The following is a 26,447-nucleotide window of genomic DNA, read 5'->3' on the forward strand; positions in this document are numbered from 1 at the left end:
CGGGATATCTCCTTTAAAACCTCGATCAAAAGGCAATTAATACCGGCATTACAATGGTTATTGCGGCAATTGCAACCGTTGCAAAGCAATAGAGTCTACTTTTCCCTTATCGATTGTCATGTTACACCTCTTTTCAGCCACTGAATAACAAAATAGGCGCTTGAAAATGCCCGACCAAAGCCCAACCAAAGAATGTCATTAAACCGTGGCTTAGACTGGAAAATGCATGAGTAATAATAGTCCGACAACTGATACGCTTGAACATAAGCTTGATCGTCTTATTGCTGCTGTTGAGCGTTTGTCCGCCCCTCTGCCTGCTGCACCTGATTTCGAGCAGGCCGATTGTTTCGTCTGGGAACCGGAGCAAACCTATTTGGCACCTGTTGAATCCGTCAACCGCGTTGATATTAACCTGATTCAGGGCGTCGATCTGGTGCGTGATCAATTGGTGGAAAACACAACCCGCTTTGCCAAAGGTTATCCGGCCAATAACGTGCTTTTATGGGGCGCACGCGGCATGGGTAAATCTTCGCTTGTCAAAGCATCCCATGCCAGCATCAATGCAGCACGCGGCGACGAACCAGCTTTAAAGCTGATTGAAATTCACCGCGAAGATATTGATTCATTACCGGCCTTAATGAACCTCATCAAAAAAGCGCCTTACCGCTTCATATTGTTTTGCGATGATTTGTCGTTTGACCACGATGACACATCATACAAATCACTAAAAGCAGCGCTTGATGGCGGCGTTGAAGGCCGCTCTTCCAATGTGATCTTCTATGCAACATCCAATCGCCGCCATTTAATGCCGCGCGATATGATTGATAATGAGCGTTCAAGCGCCATTAATCCATCGGAAGCGATTGAAGAGAAGGTTTCACTCTCGGATCGTTTTGGTCTGTGGCTCGGCTTTCATAAATGCAGCCAGGATGATTATCTGGCAATGATCGATGGCTATGCCACCCATTACAAGCTGCCGGTTGAGCAAGAGCAATTACATCGCGAAGCCCTTACCTGGTCTGCTACCCGCGGGCATCGTTCAGGCCGTGTTGCATGGCAGTTTATTCAGGATCTGGCCGGGCGTTTGCGCGTTCACATCTGATAAAACAAAATTTAGCTATAAGAAAAAAGCCCCGAAAGAGATCATCTTTCAGGGCTTTTTCTGATTTTAAGCTAAAATATCAGCTTTCGAGATATTTATTCGGATTAACCGGCGTTGAATTCTTGCGCACTTCAAAATGCAGTTTTGGTGATTTTGCATTACCGGTCATACCGGATTTAGCAATTTCATCACCGCGACGTACTTTCTGGCCGCGCTGCACGGTAATAGCACTATTATGACCATAAACAGTCACCAGACCATTATCATGGCGGATCAGCACCGTATTGCCGAATTCCTTCAAACCATCGCCTGAATAGATCACAACGCCGTTTTCGGCTGCCTTAACAGGTGTGCCTTCCGGAACCATAATATCGATACCGTCATTAACGGCTGTGCCCTCACGCTGACCATAGCTGGACAGGATACGGCCACGTACCGGCCAGCGCATCTGTGAAATGCCGGTTGAAGACGGTGCAATCGACGCATCTTTCTGCGCATCTTCAATCACTTGATTGCTTGCTTTTGGCGGCGTGTAAGGTTTTACATCATTGGTCTGATTATTGGCAGCCGGTGCTGTCTTGGTTGCATCAACCGCATTTTGCTGCGGGGCAACGGACGCCACCTGCTGAGGTGCAGTCGCGGCACCCTTAGGCGGAATAATCAAAGACTGACCAACACGGATCGCCCCGTTGCTTAAACCATTGGCTTTTTTCAGTTCATCAACTGAAATGCCGTGGCTTTGTGCAATTGCATTCAAAGAATCACCGGCCTTAACGGAATAACCGCCAGACTGAATAGCCGTTTTAGCAGCAGCAACATTTTGCTGAACCGTTGTTGCAGATGCCGGAATCTGACCCAGAACCTGCTCCTTAGCACCAGCCAACTGGCCTTGTGCGGCAGTTCCCGCGGCAGCAAGCACTGCACCACCTGCCGGAATTTTCAGTGTCTGGCCGATTTTAATATTGTTGGCATCGGTAATACCATTGGCCTGCATCAACTCGGCAGGGCTTACACCCGCACGACGCGCAATACCATAAAGGGAATCACCGGACTGAACGACCATGCTGCTTGCAGCAGCACCTGCGGCGGCAGTCGCCTGACTAATCTGGCTATTCGCCTGATTGACGACATTTGTTCTTGCCTGATTATATTGGTCATTTGCCGATTGCTGAACGGAGGCAACGACAGAACCACTCGACACAGGCGGCAGCTCATTACGCTGTACACTGCCTGATGAAACCGGCTGCACTGATGCTGTATAACCGCCATCAACTTGCTGACCCGAACGATTAACAGGTGCCGATGGCGTCGCGGATGCATAAAGCCCGTCAGAAAAACGCATCGTATCGGCACTGCAACCCGCTGCAAATCCGGCGATCAGAACGATAGCGACGTTCCGCATCAGGCGCTCGGACGTTTGCTGTAAAATTCTGATACGCATTTTGAACCCGTCCATACTCAAACTCTATAGACTGATTAAAACCCGTTAATGTTACTCTCTGGTTAAAATTCGTAAATTCGGCGAAAAATATTTATAAATTAGATACCATAAGGCTAAAACTGGCCAAAAGACCCCGATAAACACCTGTTTTAGCTGAAATTTTCATCAAATCGCAAATAGCTGCGCATTCATCATTTTTGCTTATAAATGACGATTATCACTTTAAAAAAGTGAAGCAAATCAACCAATCAGTTAAGAATCATTTTAAAGGACGGAAGAAAGCCCGTCGATAAACGGCTGATAGCGCACATAGAGCAAATCTTCCTGCTCAAAACGACTGCCGACTTTTGACAATTTTGTCATCACCTGAACACCATCCCCCGGCCCCACTGGCGCAATCAGCACGCCATGCGTGGCAAGCAGATCAATATAGTGTTTTGGCAGCTCCTCAAAAGCAACCCATGAGACAATACGGTCAAACGGCCCGCCTGCCGCACCATGGCGACCATCGGCATGTTTGACGTTGATATTCTCAATCTGCAAAGCCTGAATACAAGTACGCGCATGCTCGCAAAGGCTGCGATAACGATCAAGGCTTGTGACCCGCGTCGCCAAGCGCCCCATCACAGCAGCAGTAAAACCGGAGCCTGTACCAATTTCTAAAATACGGTGGTTTTGTTCAATATTCAGAGCCGACAAAATACGGGTCTGTTCATCAAGGCTTTCAACATATTCGCCGCAAGGCAGCGGAATAGTGCGGGATGAATAAGCCAAATCCATCCAGTTCACATCAATGAAACTCTGCCGCTGCACAGATTCGATAGCAGCAAACAAACGCGGATCATGAAGACCGATTGCACGCATACGCAAAACGAATGCTGCAAACCCCTCCCGTTCCGACATTTTTGGCCGCTTATGTGCCGAAGCCCGGTTCATTATGTGCGCTCCTTAACCGAAGCAACAAAACCGCTCCGGATTTTTTAAAATACCTGCCGGATATTAATGAAGTCATTCATGAAATCCGGCAGGTCTTCTTTATCCGAAAAAACTTAAATTACTTTTTCGATTTTTGTCATGCCGCCCATGTAAGGCACCAAAACTTCAGGAACAATAATGCAGCCATCTTCCTGCTGATAGTTTTCAATCACTGCAATAAGCGCACGGCCAACCGCTACACCTGAGCCATTAAGCGTATAAACGTGACGGGTGCTTTTCTCACCTTCAACACGGTAACGCGCATTCATGCGGCGTCCCTGAAAATCACCACAAACCGAGCAACTGGAAATTTCGCGATAGGTCTTCTGACCCGGAATCCATGCTTCGATATCGTAGGTTTTCTGTGCGCCAAAGCCCATATCGCCTGTGCAAAGCACAACGGTGCGGAACGGAATATCAAGGCGCTTGAGCACTTCTTCTGCACAAGCTGTCATGCGCTCATGTTCATCAATGGCGTTTTCAGCATTGGTGATCGACACCATTTCCACTTTAAGGAACTGGTGCTGACGCAGCATACCGCGTGTGTCACGGCCAGCAGAACCGGCTTCTGAACGGAAGCAAGGGGTCAATGCTGTAAAGCGCAGCGGCAATGTGCGGCCATCAAGAATTTCCTGCGCCACCAGATTGGTCAGCGGCACTTCCGAGGTCGGGATCAGCCAGCGGCCATCGGTGGTACGGAACAGGTCTTCGCTGAATTTTGGCAACTGGCCGGTGCCATACATCGCTTCATCACGCACCATCAGTGGCGGCATCACTTCTGTGTAGCCGTGCTCGGTTGTGTGCAGATCCAGCATAAACTGACCAAGAGCGCGCTCAAGGCGTGCCAAAGCACCGGTCAGAACCGTAAAACGTGAACCGGCAATTTTAGCCGCACGTTCAAAGTTCATCAGGCCAAGATTTTCGCCAATTTCGAAATGTTCTTTCGGCTCAAAGGCAAAATTCTTCTGATTACCAACGCGGCGGATTTCCACATTGTCGTTTTCATCCTGACCAAGAGGCACGGATTCCAACGGAATATTCGGCAATGTTGAAAGCGCTGTGGTCAGTTCCTGATTAAGACGGCGTTCTTCTTCCTCAGCTTCGCTCAGGAAGTTTTTCAGTTCACCTACTTCAGTTTTCAGCTTTTCGGCTGTTTCCATATCTTTGGAAGCCATCGCCTTGCCGATTTCTTTGGATGCAGCATTGCGGCGCTCCTGCGCTTCCTGCACCTTAGCAATGTGCAGACGGCGCTGTTCGTCCAGCGCAATCAAATGCGCGGATTGAGGAGCAACACCACGTTTTTGCAAAGCTGCATCGAAACCTTCAGGGTTTTCGCGGATCCATTTGATATCATGCATAAGAAAAGCCGTTTCACAAAAATAATACACTATAAGGATCACCCACTTATAGTGCGTGATCCCTCATTCTTTTTAGCCGATTTTACTCTTCAGATGAACTCTCATCTGTATTGTTATTTTCTGCTCTTTTACGCTCAATCATCCGAGCCATAATAATCGAAACTTCGTAGAGCAGAATGGTCGGGATTGCCAAGCCGATCTGGCTGGCAGGATCCGGCGGGGTCAGGACTGCAGCCACCACAAAGGCAATCACAATCGCATATTTGCGCTTGTCCTTAAGGCCTTGCGAGGTCAGCAAACCGGCACGTGCCATCAGGCTGGTGACAACCGGCAACTGGAACACTAAACCAAAAGCCATAATCAATGTCATGATCAGGCTTAAATATTCAGACACTTTCGGCAACAGCGAAATCTGCACTTCACCGCCGCCGCCAGATTGCTGCATGGCAAGGAAGAACCACATCACCATTGGGATGAAGAAGAAATAAACCAGTGCTGCGCCAACAAGAAATAATAAAGGCGACGCAATCAAAAACGGCAAAAATGCCATTCTTTCGTGCTTATAGAGACCCGGTGCCACAAATTTATAAATCTGTGAAGCGATGATCGGAAATGCCAGCACAAGACCGCCGAACATGGCGACTTTAACCTGCGTGAAGAAAAATTCCTGAGGTGCCGTATAAATCAATTCGGCTTTGGAGCGATCCAAGCCCGCCCAATCAATCGCCCACTGATAAGGCACAACAAGCAGGTTAAACAGCTGCTTGGCAAAAGCGAAACAAAGAACAAAGGCGACAAAAAACGCCAAAATCGCCCAGATCAGACGGCGACGCAGTTCAATCAGGTGCTCAAGGAGCGGAGCTGCGCTCTGCTCAATCTCATCGTCGTGTTTGGTCACTCATTCGTTCCTGTCGTTTTTGCAGCAGGTTTTTTAGCGCTCGCCTTTGGAGCCGATGCTTTTTTTGCAGGTGCTTTTTTAGGCGCTGCCGATTTTGTAGCGGCGGTCTTAACGGCAGCTTTCGTTGCAGGCGCTTTAGCAGCCGATGTCTTAGGCGCAGCCTTCTCTTTCGGTGCGGACTTAACTTTTGCTTCTGCTTTCAGAGGCTCTTTGGCTGGCTTTACCGCTTCTGCCTTCACCTCTTCAGGTAAATTCTTCTTTACAGCTTCAGCAATCGCATCTGATGGTGATTTTACTTCACTCACAGATGCGGTCGCTTCCGGCTCAGCTGGTTTTTCACCATCTTTATAGATTGAAGAATCGACTGGTTTTGCAGACTGTTCAGGTTTTGGTGATTGATTGAGACTTGCTTTCAAATCATTACCGGCAGAGCGGATCGGGTCAAAAACCTGTGTCATTTTTCCGCGTGGGTCGAGCTTACGGGTTTCATCGATGATTGTTTTGACATCATCAAGTTCTGCTTCTTTAAGCGCATCATCAAACTGACGTTTAAACTCATTGGCGGTGGTGCGCATGCGCGACGTAGCCTTGCCGAATGCACGCAGCATTTTTGGCAAATCTTTGGGTCCGACAACCACAATCATAACGACTGCGATAACAAGTATTTCGGACCAACCAATATCAAGCATTTTATACCCTCGCGCTTATCTGCGCTTAATCCCGATACCCGGCAGACGAAAAGCCTGATCTTGCATTATAGAATAACAAAACCACGCTTAATCAAACAGTTAACTCTGCAAACCAAGGCGCAATAAATCCAATAGCAGATATAAAAACGATTACAGCGATGAATGTCGCTGTAATCGTTCAAAAGCAATTATGACTTTGTTGTCTTCTTTGCCGCCGGACGAACAGCTTCTTCAGCATCGTTTTCGATGGTTTTGCCGTCATCTTTGGTTTCGTCGTCGTTCATGCCCTGCTTGAAGTTCTTGATGCCTTTAGCAACATCGCCCATCAATTCAGGGATTTTGCCGCGACCAAACAACAACAACACAACAGCAAGCACGATCAGCCAATGCCAGATTGAAAAACTACCCATGATATTCCTCTCTTTGCCGCACTTGCTACGGCATTAAAACGTGATTAATCCGATTTAATCATTTTGGCGCTATCTTTCAAACAGAACTATCACAGTGTCCAGTCCTGTGCGCGCCTCCTCACCGGATTTTTTCAGCCGAAACACCCTATTTCATAAGTTTATCGGCAACAAAAGCATTTGTTTTGTTATTTTAGCATAAATTGTGCTGATAATCTTTTTTTGTAATAAGCAGCAAACCAGCCATAGTCAGAACAATTTACACAAACACCGCATCATTTGCTTGCATCCAAAGGCTTAAAAAACACTAGCGGCACCACGCGCGAAGTCACTGTTTGATTCGTAATTTGAAGGCTTAATCATCGCTGTCGAGCGGGGTCAGCAGCCCCATATCCTCGACATTCACCTCATCAAGCGGCGCTTCATCTGCGGTTAATTCATCAAGATCAATATCGGGGGGCGCAATTTTGAAACCTGCCGGAATACGGCCAGACAGCAACCCTGCCCCGCGCAACTCTTCCAAGCCCGGCAAATCGCGAATATCACTCAAACCAAAGTGATCAATGAATGCTTCGGTCGTGCCGTAAGTCACAGGGCGACCAGGTGTGCGACGACGGCCACGCAGTTTAATCCAGCCTGTCTCCATCAGCACATCCAATGTGCCTTTGGAAGTTTCAACACCGCGAATATCTTCCAATTCCGCTCGTGTCACCGGCTGATGATAGGCAATAATCGCCAAAACTTCCAAAGCAGCCCTTGAGAGCTTACGCTGCTGCACGATTTCTTTGCTCATCAAATGCGCCAGATCAGGAGCTGTGCGAAAGCCCCACGCATCGCCGCGCTTAACCAGATTGACCCCGCGCATACGATAATCATACTGCAAGCGCTCCAGCACCTTATCCAAGGCGATATTAGGGACACGCTCACTTAATGCAGCCAAGGAAACCGGTTGGGCGGATGCAAAAATAATCGCTTCAACTTTGCGCACAGCTTCATCAAACTTCAGGCGTTCTGCCGCCTCAGCCGCGCTTAACTGTTCAGGTTGATTGACATCCGACACTTCAGAGAGTTCGCTCAATTATCTTCTCCCGTGTCCTTGCTCACTTTAGCTTGCTTTGTCGCCTTACGCATGAAAATCGGCTCAAAGGCGGATGTTTGTTTGATTTCCAGTTTGCCTTCACGCACCAGTTCAAGGCTTGCAGCAAACGAACTGGCAAGGGCAGACACACGCTGATCAGGCGCGATTAAATAGCGGATCAAAAACTGATCAAGTGCCACCCAGTCGCCGATCTCGCCGATCATTCCGGTCAGAATATCACGCGCTTCTTTGAGTGACCACACGGCTCGCGAAGTGATTTCCACCTGTGTGACAGACATGCGCTGGCGCTGTGTCGTATAGGCTGAAAGCAATTCATAAAGTGAGGCTTCAAACAGGCTGGTTTTATCGACAATCACCATTTCCGGTGCGCCGCGCTTAAACACTTCTCGCCCCAACTGCTTGCGGTTGACAAGGCGCACAGCCGCCTCACGCATCGCCTCTAATCGCTTGAGGCGAAATTGCAGCATGGCCGCAAGTTCCTCACCCGTCTCGCCTTTATCATCGGCTTGTTTCGGGATCAGCAATTTGGACTTTAAAAAAGCCAGCCACGCCGCCATCACCAGATAATCCGCGGCAAGTTCAAGCCGCAGAACCCGTGCCTGATCAATGAATTCCAGATATTGTTCGGCAAGTGACTGCACGGAAATACGGGTGAGATCCACCTTCTGGCTACGCGCCAGATGCAGCAGCAAATCCAGCGGCCCTTCAAAACCCTCAATATCAATTTGCAGCGGCGGATCGTCTGATGCGTCGCTATCCTGCCACAGCGCCTCAAGCGGTGCTATGGTCTCTGATATCGGGGCTTTGGGGTCAGCCACTGGCTCTCATCCATATTTCAATCAGGATTCAACGCTAAAAATACGTGCAAATTCTGCACGCAGTTCTTCCTCATTGGAAAGGTCTGGCTCACCGACATAAGACAGTGCCAGATCGGCACGTCGTTTGGCCTTACCTTCCAGCGTGATGGTTCTTGCAGCAACTTTCTGCATTTCTTCCATATCGCCGCTGCAATGCAGGACGATATCACAACCAGCTGCAATAATCGCCTCGGCCAGATCACCAAGATCACCCGTCAGGGCTTTCATGGAAATATCATCACTCATGACCAGCCCGTCAAATTCCAGCACATCACGGATAATGGTTCTGATAACCGTATCCGACAAAGTTGCCGGATATTCCGGATCAATCGCCTCAAACACCACATGGGCGGTCATCGCCATCGGCAAATCATTGAGTGCTTTAAACGGCACAAAATCATGCGCTACCAGCTCAGCAAGCGGCACAGTGACACGCGCCAGTTCCTTATGCGTGTCACAAAAAGCTCGGCCATGCCCCGGCATATGTTTCACCACCGGCAAAACGCCACCGGCCAGCAAACCTTCTGCACTCTGGCGGCCAAGCAGCGCCACCACATCCGGCGAATAAGCATAAGCACGGCTGCCGATCACTTCATGTGCGCCTTCCACCGGCACATCCAGCACCGGCATGCAGTTCACATTCACGCCCACCGACATCAAATCAAAAGCATGCAAACGGCCAAGCAGCCATGCAGCGCGCAAGCCCTGCTCTGGATTACGCTTGTAAACAGCGCCAATCATTTGCGCCGACGGATAATCCGGCGCCAATGGCGGACGCAAACGCTGTACGCGACCACCTTCCTGATCGATGAAAATCGGCAGATCAGAACGCCCTGTGGCATCACGCATGGATGTGGTCAGTTCGTTTAGCTGCTCAAGACTTTCCACATTACGGGCGAATAAAATGGCACCCCATGGGTTCACATCGCGAAAAAACGCGAATTCATCTGCACTAAGCTCAGTACCAGCAACACCTGCAATCATCGCTTTGCACTTGCTCATGCGATTTGCCCCTCTCAAAAGATTTCTACTCTGCCATCCCGATAGCATAACCGGAATTGATCATGCAAAAGATAAACAAAGGGCTCACTCATGCAAGAGCGAGCCCTAAATTGTTTTTGGTCTTTTTATAATATTTTATGAAGACAGGTAACTGTCATTCATTGTGGTTTGATTACTGCGTCACGAAGCAGCTGCCACCGGCATTTTTAAAGCGTTCACACAATGCGTTGGCATCAGCCTTCGAGCCAGCGGCGATACGGACACGGTAATAAGTACCCTTACCCGGAATGTCGGCCTTGCGAATATCAACAGCACGACCACCAATGACGCTTGCATACTTCTGCCCCATGGTCGCAAAAGATTTTTGCGCAAGTTCAGCAGAAGGCTGCGATGCGATCTGGATATAATAGCCACCCGCAGCAGGCGCTGCCGGAGCTTCATTCACAGCAGGCGCCTGTGGTGTTGCAGTGCCCACAACCGTTGTTGGCTGTTGAGCCGGACGCGACGGCGCAACCGGAGCCTGTACCGGCGGTGTGAAGGTCTGTGTTTCCACAGGACGTGGCTGTGCAACAGGTGCATTGGTCTGCGTATTATTTGCCGGTGCATTGATCACATCAGCAGGTGTCAGCGGTGCAGATTCAATGATATTTTCCGGTGTCAGTTCTTCCGGTTCCGGTGCCACAGGCGTTACAGGGCGCGGTGCTTCGACAGGGTTTGGTACGATTGTACCATCCGGACGCACGACCATGGTCTGCACAGGGCGCGAGGCAATCAGCGGAGCTTCTTCAGCCGGAGCATTATTGTTGGTCGCAGTGATTGTGTCATTGCGCTCTTCATCAATGCTGCCAAACTCATCTTCGTTAGCGGCCAGATCAACCGGATCTTCCTGCGCGCTGACCAGAGATTTTTGCTCCGGATTCTGCGGAATTGTGCCCGCAACGCGCTCATAAACAGCCTTGTCCTGATTAGGCACAGTTGCGCCACCCGGATTTTCCGGCTGCATTTTCACAGGCTGATTATCAGAGCGAATAATAACCGGATCACCCGACGTGATACCGCCACCAATGAAATGATATGCAATACCGCCGATCAGCACCAGAACACCGGCAGCAGTTGCAAGCAACATGCCACGGCGACCACGCACCGGACGCTCACGATAAGCCTCGGCGGCAGCGCCTAAATCTTCGCCCATTGCATAAGGCGCAGATTTTGGAGCAGCAGCATCGGCACCATTATTGCCATCAGCCCAATGATTATAAAAATCATCCTGACTGCCTGAAGATGATGTCTGTGCATCAGCTTGACGACGACCGGCTAATCCGGCAGCGGCAGCACCTGCCGCAAGTCCGGCAGCCGCACCTGCGGTGGAAGCAGACGGGGCAAAATCAGCATAGCTCTCGCGGAAAATATCTTCAAAAGCACGGTCAGCCGATGCTGCAGCATCATTGACTGATGGCTGTATTTCTTCAACGCTGATTGCGCTGAAAACATCAGCAAATTCTGCTTCAAGCTGGTTGAGTCCGGCATTTTCCGGCTCATCATAATATGGCACTTCCGGCAGATCGAGCGGCTGGGTCTGCTCAACTTTTGCTTCGGAAACGCTCATTGTCGCCACATCAGGCGCTGGAGCCGTAAAGCTTGAACGCTGTGCCGCATAATGCGGGAAAGGTGCTGGCTTGCGCTCATCTTCTGAAATTGCATGGGCGAAGGTCAGCGGTGCTTCCGCTTCTCTTGTTGAAGCAGTTGGCGCAGTTTCATCAACCGAGAAATCAAAATCCTGATCGGAGAAGAAATTTTCGGCCTGTACTTCTTCACCAGCCTCTTCAGGCTGAACTTTGTCTTTTTCCCAAGCAAAGTAGCTCTGTGCCGACAATTCGCGCTCAATGGCTTCCGAGAAGTTCTCGTCATCCAGTTCAAACGTATCTTCTTCAGGCAGATCAGCAAGCGTTGCTTCAAACTCGGCTGATGCCTGATTAAGCGCATTCAGCTCAATGTCGCTTGGCTCAACAGCAAAGGATGTATCATCAAAAAACATATCCTGCGGCGGTGCATCATTGGAATGAGGCGCAGGTGCTGAAGCAACTGGTTCTTCGCTATAGCGAGGCTCTTCAGCATAATATGGCTCAGCAGCAAAGCTTGGTGCTTCGGCAAAAGATGGCTCATCATATGCGTTTTGAGTAAAAGCTGGCTGATAATTGCCACCTTCAATGGAAGATTGCGCGGCAAAATCATCAATACTCTGCTCTGCTTCATAGCTTTGCTCGGCATTGCCAAAAGACGCAAACGGCTCTTCTTCACGCGCAGCATATACAGGTGCCGATGCGTAAACAGGTGCAGGCTCTGCCGCAGCAGGTGCATCATCACCGAAAAGCAAATTCGCCAATTCGTCTTCCAGCGATGCAGCAGGAACTGCTGGCGCCGGAGCCACATATTCCGGCTCCTCTACGGATGCGAATTGTGGCTCTTCATTATAAGAATAAATATCATTGCTCTGCCCGCCAAGCGAGCGGCTGGACAACACATCTTCATGACCTGACAAAGCCGACGCCAGTTCATTTTCCAAATCAGCATTAAAACCATGATCGGCATAAGAATAAGGCACATCAGCTTCAGGCACAGAGGCAGCCACTGGCGCTTCAAAGCTTTCAGCCGGTGTTTCCTCAACAACTGAACTTGGTGCAGGTGATTGTGACTGCAAATACTGGGTCAAACTGCCATAGCCGTGCGAACCCTGATTGTAACTGGCATAGCTACGCGCTGACGCGCTTCTGTAGCTGTCACGGTAATTATCCGCAGCCATGGTGGATGCGGGCGTCGCAGGTGCTGGTGCAGCCGGTTCCGGTGAAACCGTCTCAGCAAAAACATCCGGCACATCCTGAGCCACATCCTGGGCAAAAAAATCATCATCCAGACCGCCAACTAATTCGCGTTCCAGATCAATGGCGAACATGTCGTCAGACGGAGGTGTTGTATCCTGGTGCTTCGACTGAGCCGAAAACAAATCATCAAACCCGCCGATCTGCGAAAGCTGCATCAGCGGATCATCTTCTTCCTGCACCGGACGCTCGCCGTTGCCGCGGGCTTTATAACTGCTGTCCGTCATGACTTCTTCCTAACTCATACCCTAAAGATATCACCCGATATCTGTAACCATTACAAATACCAGTGCAATGTGGGCAAAAGTTGACAGTAGTCTCCAGTCAACACCAGCAGAACAAAGCTTCATGACAAAGCTTCATTCTGCAAGTATTCAACTATGGCCTCACAAGCATATCCCGAACTTTTTCCTGTCCGGTTATTTTACCTGATCAGCGCATTTCCGTCGGAGCATCCGCACCAATAATAGTCAGTCCGGATTTCAAAACGTCAGAAACAACCTGCACCAGCCCAAGCCTGGCAAGTGACAAGTTTGTATCGTTAACCTTGATAAAACGTAAATCTTGGTTTTCTGAACCTTTATTCCATTGAGAATGGAACGCAGAAGCCAGGTCATACAGGTAAAAAGCCAGTCTATGCGGCTCCTGATGGCTAGAAGCCGCTTCAATAAGACGCGGATATTCTGCCAGCTTACGGATCAGGGCCAGTTCACTTTCGTCAGTTAAAAGACTTAAATGCGCCGCAAGTGATTCTTTTTCTATTGTCTCAATGCCCAATTGTTCCCGTGCCTGACGGAATACTGAATGGCAACGCGCCGATGCATATTGAACATAGAAAACCGGATTGTCTTTTGACTGTTCGGTAACCTTGGCAAAGTCAAAATCAAGTGCCACATCACTCTTGCGATACAGCATCATGAAACGCACCGGATCACGGCCAACTTCATCCACCACATCACGCAGTGTAATGAATTCGCCTGCACGCTTTGACATGCGCACCGGCTCGCCATCGCGCAACAGCTTGACCATCTGGCAAAGCAGCACAGTCAGTTTGGCTTTGCCATCAGACACAGCGCGTGCCACAGCTTCCAGACGTTTGACATAGCCGCCATGGTCTGCGCCCAGCACATAGATCATTTCATCAAAGCCACGATCATACTTATCTTTGAAATAAGCAACGTCAGCAGCAAAATAGGTGAATGAGCCGTCAGACTTCATCAAAGCGCGATCGATATCATCGCCCACTTCGGTGGAGCGGAACAAAGTCTGCTCGCGATCTTCCCAATCATCCGGCAACTGGCCTTTTGGCGGCGGCAGCTTGCCCTTATAAACATGACCTTTCATGGTCAGGTCATTGATGGTTGAACGGATGGCCTGCGCATGATTGGCGTGCAATGTCTTTTCCGAATAGAAAAGATCATGGCGCACATTAAGCGCTTCCAGATCAGCGCGGATCATATCCATCATCGCTTTGATGGTGCGCTCTTTCAAAATCTCAAGGCGCTCATCTTCCTGCATTTCAAGCAGCTTATTGCCGAATTCTTCAGCCAGCGCCTGACCGACAGGAACGAGATAATCGCCCGGATAAAGACCGGCCGGAATTTCACCGATATCCTCGCCCAACGCTTCGCGGTAACGCAAGAAAGCAGATTTTGCCACAACATCAATCTGCGCGCCCGCATCATTGATGTAATATTCTTTAGTGACATCATAGCCGCTGAAGGACAAAAGATTGGCCAACACATCGCCAACAACCGCACCACGGCAATGACCGACATGCATAGGGCCGGTTGGGTTTGCGGACACATATTCCACATTGACCTTGCGGCCTTCACCCAAACCGGAGCGACCATAATCAGTGCCGGAAGCCAACATCGTGCCAAGGCCGCGCTGCCAATAGGCAGGCTTCAAACGCAAGTTAATAAAGCCGGGACCTGCAACATCAACCGACTCAACATCGCTGTCCTGACGCAAAGCACCTGCAATTTCTTCAGCCAGCTCGCGTGGATTTTTACCAACAGCCTTAGATAAAACCATCGCCGCATTGGTGGCAATATCACCATGGCTCGCATCGCGCGGCGGCTCAACACCAACGCGTGAAAGGTCTAAATCACCACCGTCTTTTGCTTTAAGATCAATGTCTTGCAGCGTTTTTTTGATACGTTCATCGAAATCTGTAAAGATATTCATGATCTGTCCTGTTTCGCAGAGGCACTCATCTTATCAAGCTACCTCTCATGCATAAAATTCTCAAAGCAACCAGCAAGCTTTTGCTAACTCTTATCGATCGCGCTTAAAATCTTTTCCGCCCGATTAAGCCAATTCATCTGTTTGGTCAAACAATCGTCGATGCTCACGCAAAGCATAATTGTCGGTCATACCGGAGATGAAGTCAGCAATATGTCTGGCTTTCTGAAGTTTTTCCAAGCCTTCCATCTTGGCCTGCCACTCATCGGGCATCTTTTCAGGGCTTGCCTGATAGAGATCAAACAAGTCCTGCACAACTTTGTCAGCGACCCTTCGTCGTCGGACAACGCTTTCGTGGAAATACAGATTTTTAAACAAGTAACGCTTCAACTCGCGCTCTTGCTCAAACATCGCTGGCGAGAAACCAACCAAAGCTGACGAATGGTTGCGCACATCTTCAATGGATTGCGGTTGCAATGCCTCAATACGGCGGCGCGCTTTCTTGATTACATCCTCAACCATGACAGTAATCTGGCGGCGCACCAGTTCATAACCAACGCGCGCATCATCAAGATTTGGATATTTGCCCCGTACAATCGCAATCAAATCACGGGTGAGCCGCACATCTTCCAAACCTTCCAATGTCAAAAGCCCTGCCCGCAAGCCATCATCAATATCATGGGCATTATAGGCTATGTCATCTGCGATGGCTGCGCACTGCGCTTCCAGACTTGCAAAACTATCAAGCCGCAGATCATATTTGCCGTTAAAATCAAGGATCGGCTGCGGCACGACCTCTTCCACCGCATGAGCGCCGGTCAGTGGCCCATTATGCTTGACCAAACCTTCCAGCGTCTCCCAGCTGAGGTTCAACCCGTCAAACTCCGCATAGCGATGTTCAAGCTTGGTGACGATGCGCAATGACTGCGCATTATGGTCAAAGCCGCCATAATCCTTCATCCGCTCATTCAGCGTATCTTCGCCGGTATGACCAAATGGTGTGTGACCAAAATCATGCACCAAGGCCACGGCTTCGGCCAAATCTTCATCCAGCCGCAAGGCACGCGCCAATGCCCGGGCAATTTGCGCCACTTCAATCGTATGGGTCAAACGGGTGCGGTAATGGTCACCTTCATGCGCGATAAAAACTTGGGTTTTATGCTTCAAACGACGAAATGCATTGGAGTGGATAATGCGGTCACGGTCGCGCTGATAGGGTGTGCGCGTCGGACTATCGGCTTCAGGCACCAAGCGCCCACGGCTTTTAGCCGGATCAGAGGCATAGCTCGCCCGCTCCCGATAGCCAAAACCAATTCCGTCCAAATTGTCCATTTTATCGCCTGCACTTCACTTTAATGTTGATTGCTTCGCGCAAATTGTCATGCCGCTTTCTATAGCACAAACATATTTCTGTCGCTTAAACTTTGATAAACGACATGTAATCACCATTGACACTTTAACGGTCAGTTCTTAGCTATCATAGATATGACATAAGATGTGCTGCGATATTATGATAATAGACGCAGATTTTTATCCGGAGCAAACCATGACGGGTATATCCGTATCAGATTCAGCCGCCAAGCGGATCGCTAAAATTCTCAGCAGTGAACCTGATAAATCAGCTTTGCGCGTTTCTGTTGAAGGCGGCGGCTGCACCGGTTTTTCTTATAAATATGAACTGGTGAGCGAACAAGAAGATGATGATCTGGTGATTGAAAACGCCGGATCAAAAGTACTGATCGATGCGATCTCTCTGCCTTATCTGGATGGCTCGGTCATTGATTTTGTCGATGACCTGATGGGACAATCGTTCCAGATCCAAAATCCAAATGCCACCAGCTCTTGCGGCTGCGGCACCAGCTTCTCGATCTAAGCTGTTTTGAAAGCCTGATTACAGGCTGATTTATCTGTGGCAAGCGCAACCATTCCCCCTATAGCGCTTGCCGTTCTCCTCACAATTCTCTATTCCTAATGCCATGAAAATAGCGACATGGAATATTAACGGCGTTAAAGCGCGTATCGACAATCTTCTGCATTGGCTGGAAGAATCATCCCCTGATATTGCCTGTTTGCAGGAAATCAAATCGGTGGATGAATTGTTTCCACGCATGGAGATTGAAGCGCTCGGTTATCACGTGGAAACCCACGGCCAAAAGGGCTTTAACGGCGTCGCCATTCTCTCCAAGAAAACACCTGATGAAGTGACCCGCGGCTTGCCGGGCGATGACAGCGATGAGCAATCACGCTTTATTCAGGCGCAATTTTCAACTGACCAAGGCGTGTTGCGCGTTGTTTCGCTTTATCTGCCTAACGGCAATCCGGTTGATACGGAAAAATACCCATACAAGCTTTCATGGATGAAGCGCCTGAACTCCTGGGCTGAAGAACAACTCGCCCTTGAAGAGCCCCTCATTCTTGCCGGTGACTATAATATTATTCCGGAACCTAAAGACGCAGAAACACCTGCTGCATGGGTTAATGATGCGCTTTTCCTGCGCACATCACGCGTTCTGTTCCGCGAATTGGAAAATTTAGGCTTCAGCGATGCTTTCCGTGCCACTACTGATGCCGATAAGTCCTATTCGTTCTGGGATTATCAGGCTGGTGCATGGCAGAAAAATAACGGCATCCGCATTGACCATCTGATGCTTTCGCCTGAGGCCGCCGATCTTCTTGAAACAGTTGATATTGAAAAACATACGCGTGGCTGGGAAAAACCATCGGACCATGTGCCGGTCGTCATCACGCTGAAAAACGCGTTTTAAACAAGTGCTTTAAGAGAAACGGAATTTTATTAGGAGCGCTCCATAGTGAGCGCTTTTAAAAACATGCGCCTCAAGGCGCACCTAGTTGCTTTCAGCCATCAGCCGGACATTGGTGCCCTGTCCCCAGCGACCAGCCAATGCAATCGCATTACGTCGATCAGCTTCACCGGCAAGCGAAAAAGCCTGCTCCTGCATTTCGCGGATCCATGCTTTGTCATGTGCGGCGCAATGCTCAAATGCAACCGTCAGCATCGCCAAGCCCTGCACAGTCTTTCCGGCCTGAAACAGCATATTGCCGAACATAGCCTGCGCATTGGCGTGGCCCTTTTGCGCAGACAACTGGAACCAACGCGCTGCCTGAACCGGATTGCGGTCACCGCCCTCGCCATTCAGCAGCATTTTGCCCAATTCATATTGAGCAGCAGGATCACCAAAGCTGGACGCAGCCTGCACGTAAAGATCACGCGCCATCGGCAGATTAGATTTCACATGCGTACCGGGAATGCCACGACGGGCATAGCCAGCCAATGCCGTCAGAGCATCAGCCACATAGGATTCATTCTGTGAGCCCGGATCAACGCCATCACGCACGATTTTTTCAAAAATCTGGTAGGCGGCAAAATCATCTTCAGGCACACCATCGCCGTCAGCATACATACGCGCCAGCTTCCAGTTTGCACCCGGATGTCCTTGTTCAGCAGCATAGCGGAGCGCTTTAACAGCTTCGTCTTTATGGCCGCTTTTATAAGCAGAAAAGAAAACTTCAAAAGGATTGTTGGATTTAGATTTGTCCTGCACATCAAAGGCAAAGCCCGCCTGAGTGCTTGCTGCAATACTCAATAAAGCCAAGCCCAATACAGAGCCGCAGAAATGGCCCTTTCTTGGGAATGCAAAATTTTTCAAGGATATTGCAGTCAATTTCTCTTAATCCCGTTGGTCAAAGACGTAAGCCTCGTTTAAGTCAAAAGTATAATATGACTTCTCGGCGACACTACGACTTTCGGATGGCAAAATAAGGCATCTTGATGTCACTTAAATTTACCGCCCAGATTTAAACCCTAGACTTAAACTCTGCACTGAACGTGGATAGATCCACCATCATTCGCATTGATTAAACCTTTATCCCGCTTTGTGGCGGCATAGGGGCAATTTGCCCTGATCTGAGCTTAGTATAGTTTATTGAAAAAAACTGTTGCGGAATCGCCACAACGAACATTCAAGAAATTATGTTTAACAAAACCCGACAATATTTTTATAAATGATCAGAGTTTCGCGCTTTAAAAAATGATCAAAAATGCAAATTATATCAATAAAATCATTTATTTATAGGAACCCCTTAATAAAGAGGTTCCTGATAGATTTTCACGCCCTTATTTTGCAGCGCCTTAATTTGTGGAACGCCAGCTTTGGAAACTGCGATAATAGCTGTGATATTATCCTCATCCAGCTCCCCTTCAATCTCCAAACCCTCGCCTTCAGGCACATAATAACGCTCAATACCGAATCGTACGCGAACATTGCCGCCCAATTGCGTCCAGATTGGATACAGAGTTTCACCCTTGATCTGCAACTCACCATCAGCAAGATCAGTGAATGCGTCCACCGATGCGCGCGTCATATGCCAAAATCCGTCGACACCTTTTTTGACACCCACATAAATGTCGCCGTCATAGTTTTCGACGGCACCCTTAACATCTTCTTGCGGTATTTCAGAAAAGTCATAGCCAAGAATGACATAGTCACCACGCAGCAAATCGCGCGGATCAACGCGGCTTGTCTTCACGACAATATCTTGTCCGTTGCGCAAAATTTGCGCGCGCTTTTCAATGCCGGCAAACAAAACACCAGTTTGCAGCAGAGCCACCACAATAGCAGCACCGTAAAGATATTTAGCACTCATCTTCATGGCAGCACCTCTGTTTCTGACTGGCCATGCCCTGACAGGCGTCTTTCCATACGGCGCACGAAGACAGCCAATAGCAGCACGAGAACACCTGAGGTTAAGAAGAAGCCCGATGTGCCGATCATCGTGCCGATGGTCTCAAAGGCGAGATAAAGCACCTGCCCCGAGAAGACCAGATAAACCAGCCCGCGCAAGCCACCATTATTGCGGCCACACAAAACAAGCGCGCCAATGCAAAGCCCGAAAATGACGATGCTATAAAAAAGAACATGCGGCTCATCTAAATAAGAGAAACGAATATCTCTGAACTGGAAAGCTAGCACAGCACCAATCACGCCCAGAAAACCATAAGCGGCCAAAGGGCGGGCAAAACGCGTCAAACGTTGCAGCAGAACATGAGCTAATCCATCGATGAGCATCAATGCTCCACCGGCAGCGATAAGCAGCCACAAAATTAACGGATGCTTCATTTCACCATAAAGCAGACCAACCCAAGCAAGCGTAAACAGGCCGACCAGATGGCCGCTGATGCGTGAATGCGTAAAATAAGCGGCAACAGCCCCCGTCACTATCAGTGCAGGTACGACGTAAAAGCCGCGCTCATACATCAAAACTTCAAAATCATGCTGTATGGCTGAAAACAGATAGAAGCAGGCAAGGAACATTGCAAAAGCGCTTAAAACCGACTCTCGCAGCAAGAAGGCGGCAACAAAAACGCCCGATGTCCACAGCAGGATGGCTGACTGCTCATCACCGGACATATGATACATCTGCCCAACCAACGCAATGCCCGCGCCAAATGCGGCAGCAGCAATTATAAAAAGCGCTTTGGAAAAAACCACATCACCGGCAAGGCGACGCCAGACACCGCCTATATAACAAATCCAGATAATTGCAAAAACTGACAAGACCCGCACAATGCGCGGAATTTCCTGCCAATTGGCAGCCACTAACAAAATAACTGCTGCACCAAGTAAAAGGCCGCCGATCGTTGCCAGCACACCGCCCAGTCCGATGCCTGTACGACGTGCGTTTAAATCACTGAGTAATTTTCCGGCCGTGTCATTATCGATTAGTCCCTGCTCTTTCCAACTGGAAATAAGCTTTTCAACCGACATAGAAAAAGACAAAGGCAGATCCTTTCGCTGATGCATATATTGTGTAGCTATAATTTGCGACTACAGCGAAGTCGATCTTAAATTACAGCAAGGCCGGATAAAGCCGATCATGCAAAATATGCCCGAACCTTCTGTCTAGCTAAACCTTGTGACGAAATGATGGTTTGTGAAATGCATGGCTTGCAGGGCAGCTATGCAAACCTGTCTCTCCCAATTTAAAATATATGGCCTATATACAACTCATCGATCAAACACTGATCTACAGTAATTCAACCGGAGACAGAAGAAATGAACATTATGCGCTCATTCAATAACTGGCGCCGTTACCGTTCGACAGTTGCAGAACTTAGCATTTTGAGCAACCGCGAACTCAATGATCTTGGAATTTCTCGTTCAGACATTCCATATGTAGCCCGCCAGGCTAACAAACGCTAATAATACTTAGGTAAATACTTGCGTATTTACAATAATTCACTGCTATATATCCCTCCTCCCTATTATAGCAGTTTCGGGTTAGCGACCCTCCTCCCACGCTAGCCTGACAGAAATAATGCCCGTCGCATTTTCATGTGGCGGGCATTATTCGTTTCAAGCTCATCTGTAACAGACAGTATCTTTTTACTTTTCAAAAAATTATCACAGCCAAGAGCCAAACCAGATCACCGGTGATTGCTGATTTCTTTGAAAGAGAGTAAGAACGCGCTCATGTCAAACACAGTTTCTCACTCCCCAATTCACATTATCGGCGGCGGGCTTGCAGGTTCCGAAGCCGCATGGCAGCTGGCTGAGGCCGGCGTTCCGGTGATCTTGCATGAAATGCGCCCTGTGCGCGGCACCGATGCCCATAAAACCGATCATCTGGCAGAGCTCGTTTGCTCCAACTCCTTCCGTTCAGATGATGCTGAAACCAATGCAGTCGGCGTGCTTCATGCCGAAATGCGCATGGCGAATTCACTGATCATGGCTTGCGCCGATGCCAATCAGGTGCCTGCCGGTGGCGCTCTGGCAGTTGACCGTGACGGCTTTTCACTGGCTGTCACACAAAAGCTTGAAAATCATCCGCTTATCACACTTGAGCGCGGTGAAGTGTCCGGCCTGCCACCGCAAGAATGGGGCACAACCATTATTGCGACCGGCCCGCTGACCGCCGCCTCGCTGGCCGATGCCATTGCCGCTGAAACCGATACTAATGCGCTGGCATTTTTTGACGCGATTGCCCCGATCATCCATTTTGACAGCATCAATATGGATGTCTGCTGGTTCCAGTCCCGTTATGACAAAGTAGGCCCTGGCGGCACCGGCAAAGATTACATCAACTGCCCGATGGATAAAGAGCAGTATGAAGCCTTTATTGCGGCTCTGATTGGCGGCGAAAAGACTGATTTCAAAGAATGGGAAGGCACGCCTTATTTTGATGGCTGTCTGCCGATTGAAATCATGGCAGAGCGCGGGTCAGAAACATTACGCCACGGCCCGATGAAGCCAATGGGACTGACCAATGCGCATAACCCGACCGTTAAGCCTTATGCAGTGGTGCAATTGCGCCAAGATAATGCGCTTGGCACGCTTTACAACATGGTTGGCTTCCAGACCAAGCTGCGCTACGGCGACCAGACAGCCATTCTGCGTATGATCCCCGGCTTAGAAAATGCTGAATTTGCCCGTCTTGGTGGCTTGCACCGCAACACCTATCTCAACTCACCAGTGCTGCTTGATGGTAAATTGCGGATGAAATCACGCCCGCAATTGCGCTTTGCCGGTCAGATCACCGGTTGTGAAGGCTATGTGGAATCATCCGCCATCGGTTTGCTTGCCGGACGCTTTACTGCGGCTGAAGTGTTGGGCAAAGAGTTGGAAATTCCGCCCCTCACCACCGGCTTTGGCGCTTTGCTTGGCCACATTACCGGCGGCCATCTTGTCAGCGATGAGGAACCGGGCAAACGCTCTTTCCAGCCAATGAATGTCAATTTCGGCCTTTTCCCACCTGTTGAAGTGGTAAAAACCGAAGGCAAGCGTCTGCGCGGCAAAGAGAAAACCATTGCCAAAAAACGCGCCATGAGCGCTCGTGCATTGGAAGATTGGAAAAACTGGCTGGAAAAATCAGCACTTTAAACTTTTTCCCATCGCACAAATGAAACGGGCAAGACTGATGATAATAGTCTTGCCCGTTTTTTATTGTCTTATCGGATAAAATCTATTCAGCCGATCAATCCGGCTTTCATCATGGTCCATTGACGGCGAAGCGGGGAAATATCGTTGATTTCAGTTGTCGCCTTATCCGCATTGTGGCTCAAGCTCCGCAAATAGGACGGCACCAGACTGACCGGCAAAAATGCAGGTTTCAAACTGGCAGGCAACCCGCGCGCAGCTTTTTTATAGGCTGCAAAATGCTCATCTGCCAAAGCGATCATGGCGCGCACTAAGTTAGTCTTTTCAGCCTCATGGCCAGAGCCCAGATAGGTGTCAGCATCAAGCCCTACCGCCTGCATGATATCTGCTGGCATATAGATCTGGCTGCGAGCACGGTGAAGCGGCATCAACCGCAACAAACCTGCAATGCTTTGCGCAACACCGGCATGGCCTGCGGCCTCGCTGAACTGCGGCGCTCTGTCCGTATCAAGAATACTTGCCGCCATCTGTATCAGAACGGATGCCGTCTCGCCGCAATAACCTTCCAGATCATGACGCGCTGGCATCGGATCGTTATAAAGATCGAAAATCCGCGCTTCGCAATAGGCATCAAAGACATGTAACGGCAGCGAATATTGCTTTATCGTTGCCATCAAACAGGCCGCCACCGGATGGCTTTCTGTTTCGCCATGCCCGGCACCATTAATGAGATCACGCCACCATTGCAGGCGTACCTCACCCGGCAAGGCATCTTTGGCGACATCACGAATACGGGCAATTTCCACATTAAACGCATAGAGCGCGGCCAAAGCACCGCGCTTAGCTTCCGGCGCATAAAGCAATGAAAGGTAGCGGTCTTTATCCGCTTGAGCCAACAGGTTCAGGCAATAAAGTTCATTATCCTGCATTTTATCCGCTTGCATATTATTCGACAGCGATCAGCGCTGCGGCCACGGCACGGTCTTCCGCCAAAAGCACATTATATGTGCGCACAGCTGCACCAGTACTCATCGGATCAGAAGAGATATAATGGGCACGCAGCAATTCACGCACCTCCGCCGGAATGCGGCGTAAATCCATTCCTGTGCCAACCAGCAGAATTTCAATATCATTGGCCTGCTCAAGAATGAGTTTCAGGTCATCGACAGCCAGCAAGGGGGCCGCTTTCGGCTCCCAACCATGCACACCGCTTGGCAGGCACATGATGGAGCCTTTATGAGACATTTCGGCAAAGCGGAAACCACCATTGCCATAAGCATCGATGGGCGCACGTCCAGGGAAATGCGCCTCACGCATCTGAATGCCGGAAGACATATCAGCTCTCCAAATTCAGCGACTGAGAAAGCTCGTCACCCATATCATCATCGCCTTCCTGACGCGGGCTGCGCGGTTTCAAACCAAACTGCACCAGCAATGGACCTGCAATGAAGATAGATGAATAACTTGCCACAATGATACCAACACTGAGTGCCAGCGCAAAGTTGCGAATATCCTCACCGCCGAACACATAAAGCGGCACATGCGCAAGGAAGGTTACAAAAGAGGTCAGAATGGTACGTGACAATGTCTGGTTAATCGAAGCATCGATAATCGCTGGCAATGGCGCACTCTGATAACGGCGAAGGTTTTCACGGATACGGTCATAAATCACGATCGTATCATTGAGCGAGTAGCCGATAATCGTCAGGATTGCTGCGACACTCCATAGATTGAACTCCATGCCAAAGACAACAAACATGCCTGCCAGAATGATGACATCATGCACGGTGGCAATCACCGCACCAAAAGCAAGCTGCCAACGGAAGCGTAACCAGACATAGATAAAGATACCGAGTAGAGACAAAGTCACCGCCAGAAGTCCGGCATTACTCAACTGTTCGGAAACGGTCGGCCCCACCACTTCAACGCGCTGGAACATATATTCTTTGCCAAACTCATCGCGAAGTTTCACGGCGATGGTTTGATCTGCTTCGTCACCCACTTCCTGACTACCAATCAACACGAGTGCTGAATTGGAAGTCTCTGTCTGCATGACACGAGCACTCTCGATATTGAGTTCAGAAAGGCGTTCGCTGATATCAACGAGATCTGCATCGCCTTCACGCGCTTGCAATTCGACCATTGCACCGCCGCGGAAATCAACACCATAGTTAAACCCGATATTGACGAAAAGCGCCAAAACAATCGCACAAGCCAGAACCGAAACACCAAGTGTCAGGAACTGTAAACGCATAAATGGAATACGGGTGACAGTCGGCACCAGCTTCAAACGGCGTTTTGGAACTTCCTTCGGCTTTACAATGCGAACCCATTGCGAAATGAGCAAACGTGTGAAGGTCAATGTTGTGAAAAGCGTTGTTGCGATACCAATCGTGACAGTTACGGCAAAACCATAAACAGCACCGCTCCCTAAAATGAACAGCACAACAGCCGCAATCAATGTGGTGAGGTTCGCGTCAACAATGGTTGAAAGCGCACGGTAAAAGCCGGATTCCATTGCCTGAACAACAGAATAACCATGACGGCGGTCTTCCCGCACGCGCTCATAAATCAGCACATTGGCATCCACCGCCATACCAATGGTCAGCACCAGACCGGCAACACTTGCCATACTGACAGAGGCGCCGATAATCGACAAAATAGCAACCAGCAGAATGATGTTGACCGCAACCGCAATCATCGCCAACACGCCCAAAGTGCCGTAAGAAAGGATCATAAAGAGGCCGACAAGAACGGCGGCCATGGAAGCCGCAACGGCTGCAGCACTGGCATAATCCGCACCCAATGCCGAGGTAATAGTACGTTCTTCAAGCACGCTCACGCTTGCTGGCAAAGCACCTGCCCGCAAAACAACCGCCAGATTACTTGCGACATCATAATCAAAAGAGCCGGTTAATTGCAGTTCATCAGTGTCAATTTTTGCTTGCACTACAGGTGCAGAAATAACCTGACGATCAACAACTACGGTAAATGCCCGGCCCACGCTCCGCTCAGTCAACTCCGCCATAGCCTGACGACCTTCAGGACTGAGCTTGATCGTAATAACAGGTGTTGTGCCATCTGCAGCATAACCTGCTTGTGCATCAAGAATATCTTCGCCTGTTAACGCCGGTTTTTTCACCAATAAATAGCCGACCGGCGGATCATCAAACGAATAGACAACAATATCACCTTCAGGTGGCGTGCCGCGAATGGCCTCATCCGGTGACATAGACGCATCAACCTCGTGAAAGGAAACTGCGCCACTTGCACTCAAAATATCCTTAAGCAACTCGATGTCATAGATACCGCGCACTTCGACAAGGATTTGCCCTTTGCTGCGTTCTTTTTCTACAAGCGAGTCGGTATAGCCCATCTCTTTCAAACGATTGTTTAAAATCTCAACCGTTTTATCGACGACCTTTTCGGAACTCTTGGATGACTGAACAATCAGTCTCGAGCCGCCGGAAAGATCCAGATCAAGAGAGACCTGCTTTTTCGGCAGGAAATTCGGCAGCCCGTCTAATGTATCACGCGAGAAAAGATTGGGTAAGGCGAAGATAACGCCCATGAAGACGACCAACCAGATCAGAGCGGCTTTCCAGCGCGAAAAATAGAGCATGAAACTGCGAATCCATATTTGTCAGATACATATGATGCA

Annotated in this window: 23 protein-coding genes; 5 read left to right on the forward strand and 18 right to left on the reverse strand. The window is 49.4% G+C overall.

Annotated features, from left to right (window positions below; genetic code table 11):
• Positions 1-226 precede the first annotated feature (226 nt).
• Positions 227-1,102: an ATP-binding protein gene (locus ABDZ76_RS00435; RefSeq protein WP_343799970.1), complete on the forward strand. Its 876-nt coding sequence runs from the start codon at positions 227-229 to the stop codon at positions 1,100-1,102.
• Positions 1,103-1,181: 79 nt separating this feature from the next.
• Here the strand turns inward: ABDZ76_RS00435 and ABDZ76_RS00440 are convergent, their stop codons facing one another.
• The 12 genes from ABDZ76_RS00440 to ABDZ76_RS00495 all read right to left on the reverse strand — a co-directional run bounded on the left by ABDZ76_RS00440 (position 1,182) and on the right by ABDZ76_RS00495 (position 16,223).
• Positions 1,182-2,558 carry a peptidoglycan DD-metalloendopeptidase family protein gene (locus tag ABDZ76_RS00440; protein WP_343799972.1) on the reverse strand — a complete coding sequence of 459 codons (1,377 nt, stop codon included), beginning with the start codon at positions 2,556-2,558 and terminating at the stop codon, positions 1,182-1,184.
• 249 nt (positions 2,559-2,807) lie between these two features.
• The gene (locus ABDZ76_RS00445; protein ID WP_343799975.1) at positions 2,808-3,479 is read right to left on the reverse strand and encodes a protein-L-isoaspartate(D-aspartate) O-methyltransferase; all 672 of its coding nucleotides are present in this window, start codon (positions 3,477-3,479) and stop codon (positions 2,808-2,810) included.
• A 113-nt stretch (positions 3,480-3,592) separates the two neighbouring features.
• Complete coding sequence (gene serS / locus ABDZ76_RS00450; RefSeq protein ID WP_343799977.1) at positions 3,593-4,876, reverse strand: serine--tRNA ligase; 1,284 nt, start codon at positions 4,874-4,876, stop codon at positions 3,593-3,595.
• 82 nt (positions 4,877-4,958) lie between these two features.
• The gene (gene tatC, locus ABDZ76_RS00455; protein ID WP_343799979.1) at positions 4,959-5,774 is read right to left on the reverse strand and encodes a twin-arginine translocase subunit TatC; all 816 of its coding nucleotides are present in this window, start codon (positions 5,772-5,774) and stop codon (positions 4,959-4,961) included.
• Positions 5,771-6,463 carry a Sec-independent protein translocase protein TatB gene (gene tatB, locus ABDZ76_RS00460; protein WP_343799981.1) on the reverse strand — a complete coding sequence of 231 codons (693 nt, stop codon included), beginning with the start codon at positions 6,461-6,463 and terminating at the stop codon, positions 5,771-5,773. The genes tatC and tatB overlap by 4 nt, the downstream gene beginning before the upstream one ends.
• 188 nt (positions 6,464-6,651) lie before the next feature.
• Positions 6,652-6,873: a twin-arginine translocase TatA/TatE family subunit gene (locus tag ABDZ76_RS00465; protein WP_343799983.1), complete on the reverse strand. Its 222-nt coding sequence runs from the start codon at positions 6,871-6,873 to the stop codon at positions 6,652-6,654.
• A gap of 352 nt (positions 6,874-7,225) precedes the next feature.
• Complete coding sequence (gene scpB / locus ABDZ76_RS00470; protein WP_374844494.1) at positions 7,226-7,948, reverse strand: SMC-Scp complex subunit ScpB; 723 nt, start codon at positions 7,946-7,948, stop codon at positions 7,226-7,228.
• Positions 7,945-8,787, reverse strand: a complete 843-nt coding sequence (locus ABDZ76_RS00475; RefSeq protein ID WP_343799985.1) for a segregation and condensation protein A — start codon at positions 8,785-8,787, stop codon at positions 7,945-7,947. Before ABDZ76_RS00475 ends, scpB begins: the two co-directional genes overlap by 4 nt.
• Before the next feature lie 21 nt (positions 8,788-8,808).
• On the reverse strand, positions 8,809-9,828 hold the full coding sequence (gene nagZ, locus ABDZ76_RS00480; RefSeq protein ID WP_343799987.1) for a beta-N-acetylhexosaminidase: 1,020 nt from the start codon (positions 9,826-9,828) through the stop codon (positions 8,809-8,811).
• 172 nt (positions 9,829-10,000) lie between these two features.
• Positions 10,001-12,931, reverse strand: coding sequence for an SPOR domain-containing protein (locus ABDZ76_RS00485; RefSeq protein ID WP_343799989.1), 2,931 nt, complete (start codon positions 12,929-12,931; stop codon positions 10,001-10,003).
• A 205-nt stretch (positions 12,932-13,136) separates the two neighbouring features.
• Positions 13,137-14,894: an arginine--tRNA ligase gene (gene argS, locus ABDZ76_RS00490; RefSeq protein WP_343799991.1), complete on the reverse strand. Its 1,758-nt coding sequence runs from the start codon at positions 14,892-14,894 to the stop codon at positions 13,137-13,139.
• Positions 14,895-15,017: 123 nt separating this feature from the next.
• Positions 15,018-16,223 carry a deoxyguanosinetriphosphate triphosphohydrolase gene (locus ABDZ76_RS00495; protein ID WP_343799993.1) on the reverse strand — a complete coding sequence of 402 codons (1,206 nt, stop codon included), beginning with the start codon at positions 16,221-16,223 and terminating at the stop codon, positions 15,018-15,020.
• Positions 16,224-16,437: 214 nt separating this feature from the next.
• Between ABDZ76_RS00495 and erpA the strand changes: the two genes are divergently transcribed.
• Together erpA and xth are read left to right on the forward strand one after the other, a co-directional pair.
• Complete coding sequence (gene erpA, locus ABDZ76_RS00500; RefSeq protein ID WP_343799995.1) at positions 16,438-16,764, forward strand: iron-sulfur cluster insertion protein ErpA; 327 nt, start codon at positions 16,438-16,440, stop codon at positions 16,762-16,764.
• Between the two features lie 103 nt (positions 16,765-16,867).
• The gene (xth, locus tag ABDZ76_RS00505) at positions 16,868-17,656 is read left to right on the forward strand and encodes an exodeoxyribonuclease III (protein WP_343799997.1); all 789 of its coding nucleotides are present in this window, start codon (positions 16,868-16,870) and stop codon (positions 17,654-17,656) included.
• A gap of 81 nt (positions 17,657-17,737) precedes the next feature.
• On the opposite strand, the gene ABDZ76_RS00510 is transcribed toward xth, so the two are convergent.
• The 3 genes from ABDZ76_RS00510 to ABDZ76_RS00520 form a co-directional block, all read right to left on the reverse strand.
• Entirely contained in the window at positions 17,738-18,511 is a 774-nt protein-coding gene (locus ABDZ76_RS00510; protein ID WP_343802844.1) for a tetratricopeptide repeat protein, read from the reverse strand.
• Positions 18,512-18,992: 481 nt separating this feature from the next.
• Positions 18,993-19,562 carry a GDYXXLXY domain-containing protein gene (locus ABDZ76_RS00515; RefSeq protein WP_343799999.1) on the reverse strand — a complete coding sequence of 190 codons (570 nt, stop codon included), beginning with the start codon at positions 19,560-19,562 and terminating at the stop codon, positions 18,993-18,995.
• Positions 19,559-20,689 carry a DUF2157 domain-containing protein gene (locus tag ABDZ76_RS00520; protein ID WP_343800001.1) on the reverse strand — a complete coding sequence of 377 codons (1,131 nt, stop codon included), beginning with the start codon at positions 20,687-20,689 and terminating at the stop codon, positions 19,559-19,561. Before ABDZ76_RS00520 ends, ABDZ76_RS00515 begins: the two co-directional genes overlap by 4 nt.
• A gap of 276 nt (positions 20,690-20,965) precedes the next feature.
• Here ABDZ76_RS00520 and ABDZ76_RS00525 point away from each other — a divergent pair, with 276 nt between their 5' ends.
• Both ABDZ76_RS00525 and trmFO read left to right on the forward strand, forming a co-directional pair.
• Positions 20,966-21,112, forward strand: a complete 147-nt coding sequence (locus tag ABDZ76_RS00525) for a DUF1127 domain-containing protein (protein WP_343800003.1) — start codon at positions 20,966-20,968, stop codon at positions 21,110-21,112.
• A gap of 270 nt (positions 21,113-21,382) precedes the next feature.
• Positions 21,383-22,789 (forward strand): methylenetetrahydrofolate--tRNA-(uracil(54)-C(5))-methyltransferase (FADH(2)-oxidizing) TrmFO, encoded by a 1,407-nt coding sequence (gene trmFO / locus ABDZ76_RS00530; RefSeq protein ID WP_343800005.1) that lies wholly within the window; start codon positions 21,383-21,385, stop codon positions 22,787-22,789.
• An 86-nt stretch (positions 22,790-22,875) separates the two neighbouring features.
• Here the strand turns inward: trmFO and ABDZ76_RS00535 are convergent, their stop codons facing one another.
• From ABDZ76_RS00535 to secDF, 3 genes are read right to left on the reverse strand one after another with little or no spacing between them, the layout of a single operon-like run.
• Positions 22,876-23,715, reverse strand: coding sequence for a phytoene/squalene synthase family protein (locus ABDZ76_RS00535; protein ID WP_343800007.1), 840 nt, complete (start codon positions 23,713-23,715; stop codon positions 22,876-22,878).
• A gap of 16 nt (positions 23,716-23,731) precedes the next feature.
• A complete protein-coding gene (locus ABDZ76_RS00540) occupies positions 23,732-24,121 on the reverse strand; it encodes an Mth938-like domain-containing protein (protein ID WP_343800009.1) in 390 nt (129 codons plus the stop codon).
• A gap of 1 nt (position 24,122) precedes the next feature.
• Complete coding sequence (gene secDF, locus ABDZ76_RS00545; RefSeq protein ID WP_343800011.1) at positions 24,123-26,408, reverse strand: protein translocase subunit SecDF; 2,286 nt, start codon at positions 26,406-26,408, stop codon at positions 24,123-24,125.
• Between the last annotated feature and the right edge of the window lie 39 nt (positions 26,409-26,447).

Source organism: Paenochrobactrum glaciei (assembly GCF_039522165.1).
In the GTDB taxonomy this organism is placed as follows: domain Bacteria; phylum Pseudomonadota; class Alphaproteobacteria; order Rhizobiales; family Rhizobiaceae; genus Paenochrobactrum; species Paenochrobactrum glaciei.

Excerpts from the sequence above, each read along its gene's own strand:
- ABDZ76_RS00485 (WP_343799989.1), bottom strand. The coding sequence starts at position 12,931 with ATGACGGACAGCAGTTATAAAGCCCGCGGCAACGGCGAGCGTCCGGTG.
- secDF (WP_343800011.1), bottom strand. The coding sequence starts at position 26,408 with ATGCTCTATTTTTCGCGCTGGAAAGCCGCTCTGATCTGGTTGGTCGTC.
- ABDZ76_RS00440 (WP_343799972.1), bottom strand. The coding sequence starts at position 2,558 with ATGGACGGGTTCAAAATGCGTATCAGAATTTTACAGCAAACGTCCGAG.
- ABDZ76_RS00515 (WP_343799999.1), bottom strand. The coding sequence starts at position 19,562 with ATGAAGATGAGTGCTAAATATCTTTACGGTGCTGCTATTGTGGTGGCT.
- ABDZ76_RS00525 (WP_343800003.1), top strand. The coding sequence starts at position 20,966 with ATGAACATTATGCGCTCATTCAATAACTGGCGCCGTTACCGTTCGACA.
- trmFO (WP_343800005.1), top strand. The coding sequence starts at position 21,383 with ATGTCAAACACAGTTTCTCACTCCCCAATTCACATTATCGGCGGCGGG.
- tatB (WP_343799981.1), bottom strand. The coding sequence starts at position 6,463 with ATGCTTGATATTGGTTGGTCCGAAATACTTGTTATCGCAGTCGTTATG.
- nagZ (WP_343799987.1), bottom strand. The coding sequence starts at position 9,828 with ATGAGCAAGTGCAAAGCGATGATTGCAGGTGTTGCTGGTACTGAGCTT.
- ABDZ76_RS00465 (WP_343799983.1), bottom strand. The coding sequence starts at position 6,873 with ATGGGTAGTTTTTCAATCTGGCATTGGCTGATCGTGCTTGCTGTTGTG.
- ABDZ76_RS00535 (WP_343800007.1), bottom strand. The coding sequence starts at position 23,715 with ATGCAGGATAATGAACTTTATTGCCTGAACCTGTTGGCTCAAGCGGAT.
- ABDZ76_RS00495 (WP_343799993.1), bottom strand. The coding sequence starts at position 16,223 with ATGGACAATTTGGACGGAATTGGTTTTGGCTATCGGGAGCGGGCGAGC.
- serS (WP_343799977.1), bottom strand. The coding sequence starts at position 4,876 with ATGCATGATATCAAATGGATCCGCGAAAACCCTGAAGGTTTCGATGCA.
- erpA (WP_343799995.1), top strand. The coding sequence starts at position 16,438 with ATGACGGGTATATCCGTATCAGATTCAGCCGCCAAGCGGATCGCTAAA.
- xth (WP_343799997.1), top strand. The coding sequence starts at position 16,868 with ATGAAAATAGCGACATGGAATATTAACGGCGTTAAAGCGCGTATCGAC.
- ABDZ76_RS00540 (WP_343800009.1), bottom strand. The coding sequence starts at position 24,121 with ATGTCTTCCGGCATTCAGATGCGTGAGGCGCATTTCCCTGGACGTGCG.
- argS (WP_343799991.1), bottom strand. The coding sequence starts at position 14,894 with ATGAATATCTTTACAGATTTCGATGAACGTATCAAAAAAACGCTGCAA.
- ABDZ76_RS00435 (WP_343799970.1), top strand. The coding sequence starts at position 227 with ATGAGTAATAATAGTCCGACAACTGATACGCTTGAACATAAGCTTGAT.
- ABDZ76_RS00445 (WP_343799975.1), bottom strand. The coding sequence starts at position 3,479 with ATGAACCGGGCTTCGGCACATAAGCGGCCAAAAATGTCGGAACGGGAG.